16 protein-coding genes are annotated in these 15078 nt (G+C 43.0%); 1 reads left to right on the forward strand and 15 read right to left on the reverse strand.

The window, feature by feature from the left end; all coding sequences use genetic code 11:
- Window positions 1–8 precede the first annotated feature (8 nt).
- Complete coding sequence (locus tag H571_RS13955) at window positions 9–593, forward strand: undecaprenyl-diphosphatase (protein ID WP_036217307.1); 585 nt, start codon at window positions 9–11, stop codon at window positions 591–593.
- Between the two features lie 25 nt (window positions 594–618).
- Here H571_RS13955 and rnhB read toward each other — a convergent pair whose 3' ends face one another.
- From rnhB to rpsB, 15 genes are all read right to left on the reverse strand, one after another.
- Window positions 619–1269, reverse strand: coding sequence for a ribonuclease HII (gene rnhB / locus H571_RS0102555; RefSeq protein ID WP_084482626.1), 651 nt, complete (start codon window positions 1267–1269; stop codon window positions 619–621).
- Window positions 1266–2408 (reverse strand): lipid-A-disaccharide synthase, encoded by a 1143-nt coding sequence (gene lpxB, locus H571_RS0102560; protein ID WP_027847938.1) that lies wholly within the window; start codon window positions 2406–2408, stop codon window positions 1266–1268. The genes rnhB and lpxB overlap by 4 nt, the downstream gene beginning before the upstream one ends.
- A complete protein-coding gene (lpxA, locus tag H571_RS0102565; protein WP_036217313.1) occupies window positions 2405–3178 on the reverse strand; it encodes an acyl-ACP--UDP-N-acetylglucosamine O-acyltransferase in 774 nt (257 codons plus the stop codon). Before lpxA ends, lpxB begins: the two co-directional genes overlap by 4 nt.
- A complete protein-coding gene (gene fabZ / locus H571_RS0102570) occupies window positions 3175–3615 on the reverse strand; it encodes a 3-hydroxyacyl-ACP dehydratase FabZ (protein ID WP_027847940.1) in 441 nt (146 codons plus the stop codon). The genes lpxA and fabZ overlap by 4 nt, the downstream gene beginning before the upstream one ends.
- 70 nt (window positions 3616–3685) lie before the next feature.
- The gene (lpxD, locus tag H571_RS0102575; RefSeq protein ID WP_036217314.1) at window positions 3686–4720 is read right to left on the reverse strand and encodes a UDP-3-O-(3-hydroxymyristoyl)glucosamine N-acyltransferase; all 1035 of its coding nucleotides are present in this window, start codon (window positions 4718–4720) and stop codon (window positions 3686–3688) included.
- Between the two features lie 8 nt (window positions 4721–4728).
- Complete coding sequence (locus tag H571_RS0102580) at window positions 4729–5250, reverse strand: OmpH/Skp family outer membrane protein (RefSeq protein WP_027847942.1); 522 nt, start codon at window positions 5248–5250, stop codon at window positions 4729–4731.
- A gap of 16 nt (window positions 5251–5266) precedes the next feature.
- Window positions 5267–7642, reverse strand: coding sequence for an outer membrane protein assembly factor BamA (bamA, locus tag H571_RS0102585; protein ID WP_245562312.1), 2376 nt, complete (start codon window positions 7640–7642; stop codon window positions 5267–5269).
- 121 nt (window positions 7643–7763) lie between these two features.
- On the reverse strand, window positions 7764–9119 hold the full coding sequence (rseP, locus tag H571_RS0102590) for a sigma E protease regulator RseP (protein WP_027847944.1): 1356 nt from the start codon (window positions 9117–9119) through the stop codon (window positions 7764–7766).
- A gap of 24 nt (window positions 9120–9143) precedes the next feature.
- The gene (ispC, locus tag H571_RS0102595; RefSeq protein WP_027847945.1) at window positions 9144–10322 is read right to left on the reverse strand and encodes a 1-deoxy-D-xylulose-5-phosphate reductoisomerase; all 1179 of its coding nucleotides are present in this window, start codon (window positions 10320–10322) and stop codon (window positions 9144–9146) included.
- Window positions 10319–11125 (reverse strand): phosphatidate cytidylyltransferase, encoded by an 807-nt coding sequence (locus tag H571_RS0102600; protein ID WP_027847946.1) that lies wholly within the window; start codon window positions 11123–11125, stop codon window positions 10319–10321. The genes ispC and H571_RS0102600 overlap by 4 nt, the downstream gene beginning before the upstream one ends.
- A gap of 21 nt (window positions 11126–11146) precedes the next feature.
- A complete protein-coding gene (uppS, locus tag H571_RS0102605) occupies window positions 11147–11893 on the reverse strand; it encodes a polyprenyl diphosphate synthase (protein WP_051168092.1) in 747 nt (248 codons plus the stop codon).
- Window positions 11894–11911: 18 nt separating this feature from the next.
- Window positions 11912–12469: a ribosome recycling factor gene (gene frr / locus H571_RS0102610; RefSeq protein ID WP_027847948.1), complete on the reverse strand. Its 558-nt coding sequence runs from the start codon at window positions 12467–12469 to the stop codon at window positions 11912–11914.
- Between the two features lie 43 nt (window positions 12470–12512).
- Window positions 12513–13244 (reverse strand): UMP kinase, encoded by a 732-nt coding sequence (gene pyrH, locus H571_RS0102615; RefSeq protein ID WP_027847949.1) that lies wholly within the window; start codon window positions 13242–13244, stop codon window positions 12513–12515.
- A 125-nt stretch (window positions 13245–13369) separates the two neighbouring features.
- Entirely contained in the window at window positions 13370–14230 is an 861-nt protein-coding gene (tsf, locus tag H571_RS0102625) for a translation elongation factor Ts (RefSeq protein ID WP_027847950.1), read from the reverse strand.
- Between the two features lie 101 nt (window positions 14231–14331).
- Entirely contained in the window at window positions 14332–15060 is a 729-nt protein-coding gene (gene rpsB, locus H571_RS0102630) for a 30S ribosomal protein S2 (RefSeq protein ID WP_027847951.1), read from the reverse strand.
- Between the last annotated feature and the right edge of the window lie 18 nt (window positions 15061–15078).

A 15078-nucleotide genomic window follows, 5' to 3' on the forward strand; every position in this document is an offset into this window, starting at 1 on the left:
GAATAAATATGGATAGTTTGAATAGTGATCTCTTTCTAGCAATCAATCAGTTAGCTGGAGAAAATGCTATTTTAGATGCCTCGGCTATTTTTATAGCTGAGGTTATGCCCTTTATCTTAATAGGGGTAATGGTTAGTTTATGGTTTTTTGCCGATTTAAATAAAAAGCGTATCAGTTTTTTTGCTGGCTACTCGGTACTCTTAGCTTTATTGCTTAGCTACTTGATAGGGGTATTTTATTTCCACCCACGCCCTTTTGTACTTAACCTAGGTTCTCAGCTAGTAGAACATGCAGCAGACACTTCCTTTCCTTCCGACCATACCACCTTTATTTTTGCTATTGCATCTAGCTACCTATTTAGCAGGGAAACACTAAAACTAGGCGTGTTACTGGTTTTGTTAAGTTTTTTAGCAGGCTTGGCGAGGGTTTTTGTTGGGGTTCACTTCCCCTTTGATATAATTGGTGCTGGGCTGGTTGGGGTGGTTTCTTCGCTTAGCATTAAGTACTTAGCCAATAAAACCGACTTACTAGAAAGTTTTTTTCAGTTGTTTAGGGTTATTCAATTGCCTAAGCGATTAGTTAATAAGTGCTAGGCAAAAAGTAAAACCTAGCCTTATTTTATAACACCTGTTGTTTTTCTAATGCTTCTTCTAGCTCTAACTGCTTTTTTACAGGCCCAAAGCTTTTACGGTGCTCGGCAAGTACTCCTAGCGCTTTAATTGCTGCAAAGTGTGCTCTGGTAGGATAGCCCTTGTGCTTGGCAAAACCATAATCTGGGTAGCGTTTATCTAAGGCTACTAGTTGGGCATCGCGGCTAACCTTGGCAAGAATAGAGGCTGCAGCTATAGCTGGGTGGCGAGCATCCCCTTTCACTACGGCTAAGGCAGGCAACTGTAGGCTTTTAGGTAAACGATTGCCATCGACAAGAACAAACTCTGCGGCAGTTGGTAAAGCATCTATTGCTCTTTGCATGGCTAAAAAACTGGCTTGTAAAATATTCAGCTCATCAATTTCAGCAGCACTTGCCTCTGCTACCGCCCAAGTAAGGCTTTTTTGTTTAATTTCTATTGCCAAAGCTTCGCGTTTTTTTTCGGTTAGTTTTTTTGAATCATCTAAACCAATAATGGGCTGGTTAGGGTCAAGAATAACAGCGGCTGCCACTACTGAACCAACAAGTGGTCCTCGACCCGCCTCATCAACACCTGCAAGTAGGAAGCCTTGGTAAGGTATTTCATCTGGCATTAAAGGTGCTGGAGGGTTCTTTTTCATTTGCTTTGATTATTTAGCAGCTTTGCAATGGCTTGAGCAGCTTGTTTGCTTGCATTGCATTTAAGCTGTTGGTGAATAGCATAGAAGGCTTGAGTTTGTTCTGCAGCAACGGCTGGCTCATTAAGTAGCTGGTGTAGGTCTTCTGTTAACTGACTTACTTTGGCTTGGTCTTGTAAGCGCTCATGCACCAGTGTTCTTTGTGCTAATAAATTTGGTAGGCTTACCCATTTAGATTTCAGCATAAACTTGGATAACCACCAGGTTAAGGGGGCAAGCTTGTAACTAACTACCATGGGAGTTTTACAGAAAAGCGCCTCTAAAGCCACCGTACCTGAAGCAACTAAACAAACATCTGCTGCTTGTAATACTTGGTCTGCCTTGCCTTGAAGTAGCTGTAGGTCTTTAACAGGGTGTTCTGCTAACAAATGTTGAATTTCTTTATAGCGTTTAGGTGAGGCTGCAGGTAGTAAAAAAACTGCCTTGGGATGTGTTTTTTTTATTTCTTGTGCTGTTTGTAAGAACAAGGCTCCTAAGCGTGCGACTTCACCACCACGAGAACCAGGCAATAAGCCTATAACAGGCCTTTGTTGCTCTGCTAAACCTAAGGCAAGACGCGCCGCAGGCTTGTTGGGTTCCATAGGAAGGGTATCAGCAGTAGGGTGGCCTACAAAAGTAACTGGCATCTGGTGTTGGTGATAAAATTCAGCTTCAAAAGGTAGCAGTGCCAGCATTAAATCAGCACTTTGTTTAATGCCTTTAATACGACCTTGTCGCCAAGCCCAAACCGAGGGGCTAACGTAATGCACAGTTTTTATTCCCTGCGCACGCAGTTTCTTTTCTAAGCCTAAATTAAAGTCGGGTGAATCTATGCCTATCATTAAATCGGCACCCCAGGCTAAAGCATCTTGGTAGAGGTGCTTTCTAACTTTAATTAGCTTGGGTAGGTGTTTAAGAACTTCTACTACACCCATTACTGAGAGTGTTTCTAGGGGGTAAAGGCTGGTTAACCCTTGAGCCTGCATTAGCTCTCCACCCATGCCACGAAACTCTGCTTTAGGGTAGAGGGCTTTTAATTCAGCAATTAAACCTGCACCTAGAATATCACCAGAGATTTCTCCGGCAACCAGGTAAATCTTCAACGTGTAATACCACGTGCAGAGTTTTTTATGGAGTTTAAGAAAACCTGAATTTCTGGTGAGACTTGTCCAGCTTCTAGCTGATTAATAGCATCTTGCAGGTTTAAGCCCTGACGGAAAATAACTTTATAAGCATTGCGCAAAGCTTGTAGGGCTTCTTTTGAGAAACCACGACGCTTTAAGCCTTCGTAGTTAATGCCATGCGTTTCAGCAGGGTGACCACTCACCATGACGTAGGCGGGTATATCTTTCAAAATAATAGAGCCACCACCACACATGGCATGAGCACCTACACGGCTAAACTGATGCACAGCAGATAACCCACCAAGAATTGCATAGTCACCTAGCGTAACATGACCTGCAAGAGTAGCTTGGTTAGCCATAATGCAGTTATCACCAACAACACAATCGTGGGCAACGTGTGAGTAGGCCATAAAAAGGTTGCCATTACCGATTTTAGTTAGGCCTAAATCTTGGGCAGTGCCTCGGTGGATAGTCACGCTTTCTCTAACAACGTTATCATCACCCATTTCTAAACGGGTTGGCTCGCCTTGGTATTTTTTATCTTGGCAGTCTTCCCCTACGCTGGCGAACTGAAAAATTCGGTTGCGCTTACCTAGAGTGCTAGGCCCTTTGATAACTACGTGAGGGCCAATAACGGAACCTTCACCAATAGTTACTTGTGGGCCGATAATTGAGTAGGGGCCTACCTCAACATCTTCTGCCAGTTGTGCTGATGGATCGATCAGCGCAGTTGGATGAATTAGACTCAAACTTTTTTCTCCGCGCAGGTAATGTGAGTTTCACACACGGTTTCACCATCAACGTGGGCTCTGCAAGCAAAAACCCAAATACCACGCTTTTCACGTAATACGGTAGCTTCAAGCGTTAAGCGATCGCCTGGTACTACAGGGCGTTTAAAACGTGTTTTTTCACTACCAACAAAATAGTAGAGGTGACCATCAGCCGGTAGCTTATTCACTGTTTTAAAACCTAATACACCAGCTGCTTGAGCCATGGCTTCAATAATTAATACACCTGGGAAAATAGGGTGTTCTGGAAAGTGGCCTAAAAAATAAGGTTCGTTAACAGTAATGTTTTTGTAAGCAACTATGGATTTGCCTAGTTCAATTTCTACTACTCTGTCGACTAATAAAAATGGATAGCGATGGGGTAGGTACTTTTTAATTTCATTGATATCCATAACCATGGATCTTTACCTCTAAAGAACGCCAAAATAAGCGTTAAGTTATTTAGCCCAAAAAAGAAGGGCAGTTTAATTATTCCGGACTAGAAAGCTTCCGGAGCTGAGTTTCAAGGCTTTTAACCTTTTGGTTTAGTTCTTCTAATTGTCTAAAACGTACGGCACTTTTTCGCCAGTTAGAACTAGGCAAAAGCCCCGTACCTGAAGAATAAACCCCAGGTTTGTTGACTGAGCCAGTAATCATACCCATGCCAGTTACTTGAACACCATCACAGATCTCTATATGGCCAGCAATACCGCTATTACCACCAAACATGCAATTAGCACCAATGGTGGTAGAGCCAGCCACACCTACTTGAGCAGTAATGGCTGTATGTTCACCTACTTTAACGTTATGTGCGAGGTGAACAAGATTATCTATTTTTACATCTTTTCCTATAACGGTATTGCCAAGTGCACCACGGTCAATGGCAGTATTAGCACCTATTTCTACTTGATCAGCAATGATTAGGTTACCTAGCTGGGCTATTTTTTCCCAGTCACCGCCAGTAGGAGCAAAGCCATAACCATCACAGCCCAGAACCGCACCCGAGTGAATGATGCAATTTTTACCTATTTCTACTCGACGATAAAGCGTTACTCTGGGGTGTAACAGGGTGTTTTCACCAATGCTGCAGCCTTCTGCTAGCACGGAATGAGCACCTATAATGACTCCCGCAGCAATTTTACAGCCTGCCTCTATAACAACATAGGGACCTAGATGCGCAGAAGGGTCTATTTCAGCGCCTTCTGCAATACTAGCTGTAGGGTGAATAACGCCAGCAGGTGGTTTTTTATCATCAAATAAATGGCTGAGTTTAGCAAAACCTAAGTAGGGGTTAGCAAGGAGCAAACTGTTGCCAGAAAACTCAGCTGCTTGGTCAGGTTTGAGTAATACCGCACCTGCTTGAGAGTTTTTAAGGTAAGGCAAAAACTTGGGGTTGCTTAAAAAGCTCACCTGAGATGAAGTAGCTTTTTCAAGACTAGCCATCTCGGTTATCTGGTGTTCTGGGTTGCCGTGAACTTCTGCACCTAGATAAGTAGCTAGTTCACCTAAGGTAAAGGTTTTCATTAGGTAGATTATTTAGCCTTGTTGAGTTTATCTGCAACAGCTCGAGTTAAATCAAACTGGGGTCTAGCAAAAGCAACTGCCTGCCTATCAAGCAGTAAGTCTACCTTGTACTCTTCAATAACTTCATTAACCGCCGCTTCAAGACTAGGTCTATGGCGTTCAACTATTTCTTGACGCATTTCTTGTAACTGCTTTTGCAATCTTGATGCTACAAACTGGTATTCCTGCGCTTTCTGTTCAACTTGCTGGCTTACTTTACGGCGCTCATCTTCACTCATAATAGAGCTATCACGCTGTAGTCGCTCTTGTAGGCTACGCGCTTCTTCTGCTAGTTGACGCGCTCTACTCTGCTCAGCACCGAGTTGCTGATCTGCCTTTTTGAATTCTTCCTGAACCTTGGTTGACTCCATTAAAGCGCCTTGCCAGTCAAGTACAGCAATGCGAGGCGACTTTAATTCTTCAGCTGCTAAACCAAAGCTTAAGCTAAGTAGTAAGGCTAGAAATATTGTTTTTAGGCTAGTAGGTTTCACTGTTTTGTCCTTTGGGTTAGAAAGTTTGTCCAAGTGAGAATTGGAAGAACTCTGTACGGTCATTCGGTTCATCATTTAAGGGTTCAGCAATACTAAAGGCCAGAGGGCCTATCGCCGTTAACCAAGTAAGACTAATGCCCACTGAGTAGCGGAGCTGGTCTAAATCTACGCCCTCAGTACAACTGGTATTGCTTGCAATGCATTTGGTGGTATAAACGCTACCAGCATCAAGAAATAGACTGGTCTGCATGGAACGCTGATCTTCTATAAAAGGCAATGGAAAAATAAGTTCTGCTGAACCTTCAACCAAAACGTTGCCCCCTAGCGCACTGCTGGTTTCGCTTTGAACACCATTGAATGTTTGAGTGCTACGCTGCCCTAGGCTGTTAGAACGGTAACCACGTACCGAGCTTAAACCACCAGAGAAATAACTCTCATAAAAAGGCAACTGGCTATATTGGCTGCCCAAACCGTCACCATAACCTAAATCTGTTTTAAACTTAAGTGACCAACTGTCAGCAAGTTTAAAATACTTTTGCCCACGGTAATTACTTTTGAAAAACTGGTAGTCAGAACCAGGCGTTGCTACTTCTAAACTAAAACTTTGATAACTACCATTGGTGGCTAAAATGCCGCGGTTAAGAAGGTTTCTAGTCCAGCGGCCAGTTACCTTGTAATTAAAAAATTCTAAACCATAATCTTTGTCAAAAGCTCGAATATCATCTAACAAAATAATACCGTTATAGGTTTCTGCTTGTACATTAGTGTTGTCGAACCCTAAGGATAGGCTTAAACGGCTATTTCTAGAAATTGGATAGCCATAGGTAACATTAGCACCGTAGGCATCAGTAGCATAACTAGAAATACCATAGTCTTCGTCAAAATCAGTTTCACGGTAAAAGAGATTAAAACCACGAGAAACACCATCAATGGTGTAGTAGGGGTTTAGGTAAGAAAAGTTATAGCTGGTACGGAAGTCGCTTCGGTTAGCACCAAAGCTAACAATATTACCTGTACCTAAAAAGTTGTTTTGGGATAAGGCAGCACCATAAACCACACCACTAGACTGTGAATAACCAACACTGGCAGAAATTGAACCAGAGGGTTGTTCTTCCACTGTGTAGTTAACGTCTATTAAATCTGGGTTGGTGGCACTGGGTTGGTTTTCAACATTAACACTACTAAAAAAGCCGAGTCTATCTAGCTGCTCTTTAGACTGCTTGATTAAATCTGTGTTAGCCGAAGCACCTTCAAGTTGAAGCATTTCACGTCTTAACACTTCATCTTTTGTGCTTATATTGCCAGCAAAATTAATTTTACGTACATAACTACGGCGACCTGGGTCGACTAAGAAAATAAGCTTAACTTCTTTTTTATCATCATTAATATCGGGGCGGCCATTTACTTCAGCAAAGGTATAACCTTCTATACCTAAACGACTCCGAATACCTTCACTAGAAGCAGTCATGGCACTACGTGAAAAGGTATCGCCTGCTTTTAAGAAAATATAGGGTGTCAGTTGTGGCTCTTCTAAAATCAGCTCACCTGCCAGTTCCACCTCGCTAACCTTGTATTGATCACCTTCAAACACATTGACGGTAATAAAAATATCTTGGCGGTTAGGGCTAATAGAAACCTGCGTGGACTCTATATTGAAACGTAAATAACCATTATCTAGGTACCAAGACCTCAAGCGCTCTAGGTCACCACTGAGTTTTTCGCGTGAATATTGATCGGCAGATGAAAAGAGAGTCCAACCTTTGGTTTCATTGAGTTCGAAGTGCTTGAGCAGTTCTTTATTTGTGTAGTTTTGATTACCTACAATATTTATACGTCGAATAGCAGCTACGCTACCTTCGTTAATTTTGATTTTAATAGCTACACGATTACGCGGCAGTTCTTCTACTTCACTAGTAATTTTAGCGCTATAACGCCCTTGGGCATGGTACATGCGCTCAAGTTCTAGTTTGATTTGATCGAGGGTAGAGCGCTGAAAAATTTGCCCTTCTTCTAAACCAGCTTGAGACAAACCTTTGGTTAAATCTTCTGTACTTACTTTTTTGTTACCGTCAATTTCTAGCTTTTGTAAGGTGGGGCGTTCTTTTACACGCAAGACAAGTTGCTCACTGTCTTGGTAAACAGCAACGTCATCAAAAAGTCCCGTAGCAAAAAGCTGCTTACTTGCTTTAGTAATTTGTTCTAGCGTTATAGGTTCGTCGGTTTGCAAAGGTAGTTCAGAAAAAACCGTACCTGGCGAAACACGTTGCAAGCCTTCAATGCGTAAGTCTTCTATTTGAAAACTAGCTGCAACAGCTTGAGAACTTAAGCAGCCGATTAAAATTAAAGAAAAAACTAGGTATTGAATTAAAAAAATTGGATTACGAAATTTCACGCTGTTCTGTATCCGTCTCAGTGGGGCATTTTATCTGCCAATAAAAAGCAGTTGCCAACAATAATGTAATAACCCGCGTGTAAACAAGTGCTGTAGCTTAAAATAGCCGAGTGCTTAGTTACTAAAGGCGCATTAAATCAAAATAAAAAGCGAGCAACATTAAACTACCCAGCATCAACACACCCACACGCGTTGCTGCTTCTTGCACCGCTTCAGTAACGGGTTTACCTCTAATCGCTTCAACAGCATAAAAAAGCAGGTGCCCCCCATCGAGTACAGGTATAGGCAATAAGTTAAGGATACCTAAACTAATGCTGACATAGGCTAAAAAGCTAATAAAACTTTCCCAGCCAGAACGTGCTGAATCGCTGGCAACCCTAGCAATAGTAATGGGGCCTGACAAGTTGGTAGGACTAATTAACCCGGTAACCATTTTGCCAATAGAGTTGAGTGTTAACCAGCTCATTTCTACTGTTTTTTGTGAAGCACGGACTAGCGAATCTACTGGGCCAAAACGTTGTTCACGTAATAACTCCGCAGGCCATTCAGGTACTTCTACACCAGCACCAATAAAACCTACTTCACTGCCGTCGTCTTGTACACGAACGCCTGGCGTAATAGCAATCGGTAGGCGCTGCCCTTCCCTTTCTATGGTTAAATTAATTAGTTTATTAGGGTTGGCTTGTAACTCTTTTACTAAAGCTGCCCAACTAGATATAGCAAGGTTGTTAACACCGACAACCTTATCGCCTGGCTGTAAACCAGCTGCTTGTGCAGCACTTGAAGCTTGAATGCTGCCCAAAACAGGGGCAAGCTCTGGTCGCCAAGGGCTAATACCTAAACTTCCAAAAGGATCAGGCTGCTCTTGGTTAGCTAAAAAATTAGTTAAAGTTAGGTTGAGTTCACGTTGGTAACTATCTTGCTCGTTTTGCACATTTAACGTGATATGGGTGGTTTCACCCATGCGCGAAAGTAATCCCAAGCCAACCTCTTGCCAGCTAGGTGTATTGCTACCATCAACGCTTAGAATTTCATCTCCTTGCTTTAAACCTGCTAAAGCAGCAGGCGAGCCAGACTCTACCTTGCCAACTAGAGGGGCAGGAACTTGAGTACCAATAACAAAAATAAGCCAATAGGCAAGTATAGCTAAAAGGAAGTTTGCTAGGGGGCCGGCAGCAACTATTGCAAAACGCTGCCCTACACTTTTGCGATTAAACGATTGGTCAGCCAGTTCTTCTGGTACCTTGCCTTCACGCTCATCCAGCATTTTTACATAGCCACCCAAAGGTAGCGCAGCTATGACGTATTCAGTGCCCTGTTTGTCATGCCAGCTAAACAAAGGTTTGCCAAAACCAACGGAGAAGCGCAAAACTTTTACACCACAACGACGCGCAACCCAAAAGTGACCGAACTCATGGAAGGTAATTAAAATGCCTAGAGTAATAATTAAGGCTAAAATATTGTGTATAAAATCCATAACTAGCTTTAATTCCGCAAGAGGTTAGTGAAGCTTTTGAATGATGCTAACGGCCAACTGATTAGCTCGCTGGTCTTCTGACAGTAAAAATTCCAGATCGTTTGCCGCATGAATAGAACTAAGATCTAACACCTGGCTAATTACTTGAGGTATTTCTGTGAAGCGAATTCTATCCTCTAAAAAAGCCGCTACAGCAACTTCATTGGCTGCGTTAAGAAGCGCAGGGGCAGTGCCGCCAGCTTCAAAAGCTTGACGCGCTAGTTTTAAACAAGGGAAGGCAGCTTCATCGGGTTGTTCAAAAGTTAAGGCGGCTGAAGCTATTAGATTAAGAGGATTAACACCAGCAGGTATGCGTTTAGGCCAAGCTAGGGCATGGGCTATGGGAGTACGCATATCTGGGTTACCTAGCTGTGCTAAAACAGAGCCGTCTCGATAGCTCACCATGGAATGAATAATGCTTTGTGGGTGAACAACCACCTCTATTTGTTGTGGCTGAACATTAAACAACCAGCAGGCTTCAATTAGCTCTAAGCCTTTGTTCATTAAAGTGGCTGAATCAACAGAAATCTTTTGACCCATAGACCAGTTAGGGTGAGCTACGGCTTGTGCTGGGGTTACTGCTTGTAAAGCTTCTTTTGACCAACCACGAAAGGGGCCACCAGAAGCAGTTAATAAAAGTTTTTCTATGCCTTGTTCAGCGAAGCTACGTTTTGCAAAGTCGGCTGGTAAGCATTGAAAAATGGCATTGTGTTCCGAGTCGATAGGTAGCAAGACTGCCTGGTGAGTTTTTACCGCATCCATAAAAAGAGCGCCCGACATAACCAAGGCTTCTTTATTTGCGAGTAGGATACGCTTACCAGCTTTAACAGCGGCAAGCGTAGGTAGCAAGCCAGCAGCACCAACGATGGCTGCTACAACTAGGTCAACTTCAGGAGTGCTGGCTAAAATTTGCAGGCCTTCTTTACCAGCAACCACTTGGGTTTTGCATCCTGCCGCTAGTAATTGCTTTTGAAATTTAATGGCTTCTTTTTCAGGAACGGCGGCAAGCTTGGGTTGAAATTTCTTACAGATTTCCAGTAATTCAGTTAGGCGTTGATAACCTGAAACAGCAAAAACTTCATATTGCTCTGCGTTACGTGCAATAACATCGAGGGTTGAGTGACCTATCGAACCTGTAGCACCTAAAATTGCTATACGTATCATATTAAGTTACCAGCAAAATTAAGCATTAATAGAGTAAAAATTGGAATTGCCGAAGTTAGGCTATCAATTCTATCCATAATTCCACCATGCCCTGGTAATAATTGACTAGAGTCTTTCATGCCTGATTCACGTTTAACCAAGCTTTCGGTTAGATCACCTAGTACAGATACGGCAGTAATAATAAGGGTTATGGCTAACAACAAACCAAACTGATTTAAAGAAAACCCTAGGTAAATGCTTGCGGTAGCAGTGAGTAGGCTAGTACCAACTAAACCACCCAGTACACCTTCCCAAGATTTACCAGGACTAACGGCAGGAGCCAGCTTGTGCTTGCCAAAAGCACGGCCAGCAAAATAGGCAAAAACATCGGCTACCCAAGCAATGAGCAGTACATAAAGCAACCAAAACCAACCCTGTTCACGCAAAAGAACAAAGCCTGCCCAAGCAGGAATTAGAATAAAAATACCCATAACTAAGCGGCGGGGTGGGCAGCGCCAAATGCTTGTAGTGCGTGGGTAGGTAACTACAAAAAATAGAGCGACTAGCCACCAAATTAAGCCTAACCAAAGTGCTTCTTCTAAACGTTCGGGTTGCTGGTAAACACCATAAAGCATTAATAATATAAAAGCAGGGAAAAGCAGCTGACCTACAAGTTTAAAGCCAGAAAGCCTAGCCCACTCCCAAGCGCCAACACCTATAACGAGGCCTGTAAAAATAGCAAAAGATGCACCACTTAGCCCAAACAATCCCCAGAGTGCCAAGGGCGCTAAAATAAATGCAGTTAGCAGTCTTTGCTTTAACATGGCTAGGGGTATCCGTTTTAATTAGCTTGCAGTTGTTTCTTCACGTCCACCAAAGCGTCGTTGGCGACTAATAAAGACTTTAAGGGTTTCATAGAAGGCCTGTTGACGAAAGTCAGGCCAAAAGGCATCAACAAAGATTAGCTCAGTATAAGCTAGCTGCCAGAGTAAAAAGTTGCTTAGGCGCTGTTCGCCACTGGTGCGAATACAAAGATCAGGGTCTGGTAGGTCTTCAAAGGCTAGGTATTGCTGAAGTTTTTGCTCATCAATTGCTTCAGGGTTTAATTCACCCTTGCTTACTTGCAAAGCCAGTTGGCGTGCAGCAGTGGTAATGTCTTGCCGTCCACCATAGTTAGCAGCTATAACTAGGGTAGTTTTGGTGTTGTTGGCCGTTAACGCTTCTGCTTTAAGCATTAGCTGTTGCAGTTCGTTAGAAAAAGCCGTGCGATCACCAACAATTTTTAATTTAACCTGGTACTTGTGCAGTCGTTTAGTTTCACGACGCAAAGCCCATTTAAATAGCTCCATTAAGCCGCTAACTTCTTCTGCTGGCCTTTTCCAGTTTTCACTAGAAAAGGCAAACAAAGTAACGACCTCTATGCCTTGTTGCAAAGCAACTTCTAGTACAGCTCTTACCGAGTCAACACCTGCTTTGTGTCCAGCAAGACTAGGAAGCTTGCGTTGTTTTGCCCAGCGGTTGTTGCCATCCATAATAATGGCAACATGCTTAGGTAAAATCTCAAGCTGTGGTAGATCGTTTTTTGAAGACATTAGAGAAGCCTAGTTAGGTTAAATTTGCATCAAGTCTTCTTCTTTTGTCGCTAGTGCTTTATCAATTTCAACGGTGTATTTGTCCGTTACTTTTTGAATTTCATCCTGAGCACGACGCTCTTCATCTTCACTGATTTCTTTGTCTTTTAATAAAGCTTTTAGCTGGTTGTTAGCATCGCGACGAATGTTACGTATCGCAACGCGGCCATTTTCAGCTTCAGTACGTGCTTGCTTGGTATAACCTTTACGCGTTTCTTCTGTTAGCGCGGGCATAGGCACACGAATATTGGAACCTGCAGTATTGGGGTTTAGACCCAAGTCAGATTTCATTATGGCTTTTTCAACTGCCGGTACCATGGTTTTTTCCCAAGGAATAACCACTAGTGTACGGTTGTCTTCAATATTGATATTGGCAACTTGACTAAGCGGAACTTCACTGCCGTAGTAGTCCACACGAACTGAATCAAGAATGCTAGGGTGAGCGCGGCCTGTACGGATTTTATTAAAAGCATTTCTTAGTGCTTCTAGGCTTTTATCCATACGCTCTTGGGTGTCTTTATTTATTTCGTTAATCACAATATTTACCTCTAAACAAAAGTAGCTAAGCAAAAAATAGGGTTTAACCTTTATCGATTAAGGTGCCTTCATGTATGCCCACTGCTAAATTAAGCAATGCACCTGATTTATTCATATTAAAAACTCTTACAGGCATGCTTTGATCTCTAACTAGACAAATAGCAGTTAAATCCATTACTTCAAGCTTTTTATCGAGTGCTTCGTCATAACTAAGACGCTCATATTTTACTGCATCTGAAAATTTTACTGGGTCTTTATTGTAAACACCGTCTACCTTGGTTGCTTTAATGATGACATCGGCATCAATTTCAATACCGCGTAAACAAGCGGCAGAATCGGTAGTGAAGAAGGGGTTACCTGTACCGGCAGAAAAAATAACCACATCGCCGGAAGTTAGGTAGCGAATGGCTGTGCGTCGATCATAGTGTTCTACTACGCCACTCATGGGAATGGCTGATACAACGCGGGTACGGATATTTGTACGCTCGAGTGCGTCACGCATGGCAAGGGCATTCATAACGGTTGCCAACATGCCCATGTGGTCGCCTGTCACTCTTTCCATGCCAGCTGCGCTTAAGGCTGCGCCACGAAAAAGGTTACCACCACCAATAACTATACCTACCTGAACACCTATGCCAACGAGCTGACCTATTTCTAAGGCCATACGATCTAGCACTTTAGGGTCAATACCAAACTCTTGATCTCCCATAAGGGCTTCGCCGCTAAGCTTAAGAAGAATACGCTTGTATTTTGCATTGCGATCGGATGTGGCCATGGCAAGTCTCCAAATAGGCAGAATAGAGGGTTCTTTAATTGCACAAAAACGTGCGGGGAAGACCCAGCACGTTTTTGAGGAGCTTCTAAGCTAGTAGTCTAACCCAGAATAGGTTGGTTTGGTTTTTAACGACCTGCAACCTGAGCTGCCACTTCTGCAGCAAAATCTTCTTCTTTCTTTTCGATACCTTCGCCAACTTCAAAGCGCTGGTAGCTAACAACTTCACCGCCAGCTGCTTTAACATAAGCGCCAACAGTTAGTTCAGGGTTCTTGATGAAGGCCTGTTCAGTTAAGCTGTTTTCAGCTAGGAACTTCTTCAGACGACCACCAATCATTTTTTCAGCAATGTCAGCAGGCTTGCTAGCCATATCTGGCTGAGCCAAAATAATATCTTTTTCTTTGTTTAGCTCTTCTTCAGGCATGTCAGCAGGCTTACATACGCGAGGATTAACCGCAGCAACGTGCATAGCAACATCTTTAGCTACTTCAACATCGCCAGCAGAAAGAACGCTAATGACACCAATGCGGCCGCCATGAACGTATTCGCCAATAACTGCACCTTCAACTAGGGTGGCACGACGTACAGTGATGTTTTCACCAATTTTCTGTACAAGAGCGCCACGCGCATCTTCTAACTCGCCAGCTGTTAGCTTAGCAATATCAGTTTCACGCGTTGCTAGTAGTTTGTCAGCAACCTTGTCTACAAAACCAAGGAAGTTGTCATCACGGGCAACGAAGTCAGTTTCAGAGTTTACTTCTACCATTACGCCGTAGCTGCCATCAGCAGCAACACGTGTAGCTATAGCACCTTCAGCAGCAATACGGCCTGCTTTTTTGGCTGCTTTTAAACCAGAGTTTTTACGTAGATCATCAATGGCTTGTTCGATATCACCGTTGCTTTCTTCAAGTGCTTTTTTGCACTCCATCATTGCTAAGCCGGTACGGTCACGTAATTCTTTTACTTGTGCGGCAGTAATCTTTGCCATGAATAAATCCCCTTGATGAGAAGATGTTTAGAAGGTTTTAAATAACCAAGAATAGAGAAAGCCTGCCTAAATTTGGTTAGGCAGGCTAAGCTGAAAGCTAATTATTCAGCGGAGTTTTCTGCAACTTCAATTAGCTCTTCGCCAACTTCTTCTTCACGTGCTTTGCTGCAAGCAGTAGCAATGGCACGTACGTAAAGTTGTACGGCACGAATCGCATCATCGTTACCAGGAATAACGTAGTCTACGCCATCTGGGTTAGAGTTGGTGTCTACTACACCAATAACTGGAATGCCTAGCTTGTTAGCTTCGTTAATGGCTAGACGCTCGTGGTCTACATCAATAACAAAGAGTGCGTCTGGTAAGCCGCCCATGTTTTTAATACCGCCAATGGAGCGCTCTAGCTTTTCCATTTCGCGGGTGCTCATTAACGCTTCTTTTTTAGTTAGCTTTTCAAAAGTACCATCTTGCTGCTGAGTTTCTAAGTCACGCAGACGACGAATAGACTGACGGATAGTTTTGTAGTTGGTCAGCATACCACCTAACCAGCGGTGGTTAACGTAAGGCATGTTAACTTTATCGGCTTCTTCACGAACAACCTTGCTAGCTGCACGCTTAGTACCAACAAAAAGAATCTTGTTTTTACCGTTGGCTAATTTCTCAACAAAAGAAATGGCTTCGTTAAGCGCTGGAACAGTTTTTTCTAGGTTGATAATGTGAATCTTGTTACGCGCGCCAAAAATGTATTTACCCATTTTTGGGTTCCAGTAGCGCGTTTGGTGACCAAAGTGAGCGCCGGCTTGTAGCAGGTCACGCATAGAAACTTGTGCCATTATAGTAATACTCCAGTA

The organism is Marinospirillum minutulum DSM 6287, assembly GCF_000422325.1.
Taxonomy (GTDB): Bacteria; Pseudomonadota; Gammaproteobacteria; order Pseudomonadales; family Halomonadaceae; genus Marinospirillum; species Marinospirillum minutulum.

Excerpts from the sequence above, each read along its gene's own strand:
- H571_RS13955 (WP_036217307.1), top strand. The coding sequence starts at position 9 with ATGGATAGTTTGAATAGTGATCTCTTTCTAGCAATCAATCAGTTAGCT.
- rnhB (WP_084482626.1), bottom strand. The coding sequence starts at position 1,269 with ATGAAAAAGAACCCTCCAGCACCTTTAATGCCAGATGAAATACCTTAC.
- fabZ (WP_027847940.1), bottom strand. The coding sequence starts at position 3,615 with ATGGTTATGGATATCAATGAAATTAAAAAGTACCTACCCCATCGCTAT.
- lpxD (WP_036217314.1), bottom strand. The coding sequence starts at position 4,720 with ATGAAAACCTTTACCTTAGGTGAACTAGCTACTTATCTAGGTGCAGAA.
- rseP (WP_027847944.1), bottom strand. The coding sequence starts at position 9,119 with ATGGATTTTATACACAATATTTTAGCCTTAATTATTACTCTAGGCATT.
- ispC (WP_027847945.1), bottom strand. The coding sequence starts at position 10,322 with ATGATACGTATAGCAATTTTAGGTGCTACAGGTTCGATAGGTCACTCA.
- H571_RS0102600 (WP_027847946.1), bottom strand. The coding sequence starts at position 11,125 with ATGTTAAAGCAAAGACTGCTAACTGCATTTATTTTAGCGCCCTTGGCA.
- uppS (WP_051168092.1), bottom strand. The coding sequence starts at position 11,893 with ATGTCTTCAAAAAACGATCTACCACAGCTTGAGATTTTACCTAAGCAT.
- pyrH (WP_027847949.1), bottom strand. The coding sequence starts at position 13,244 with ATGGCCACATCCGATCGCAATGCAAAATACAAGCGTATTCTTCTTAAG.
- tsf (WP_027847950.1), bottom strand. The coding sequence starts at position 14,230 with ATGGCAAAGATTACTGCCGCACAAGTAAAAGAATTACGTGACCGTACC.
- rpsB (WP_027847951.1), bottom strand. The coding sequence starts at position 15,060 with ATGGCACAAGTTTCTATGCGTGACCTGCTACAAGCCGGCGCTCACTTT.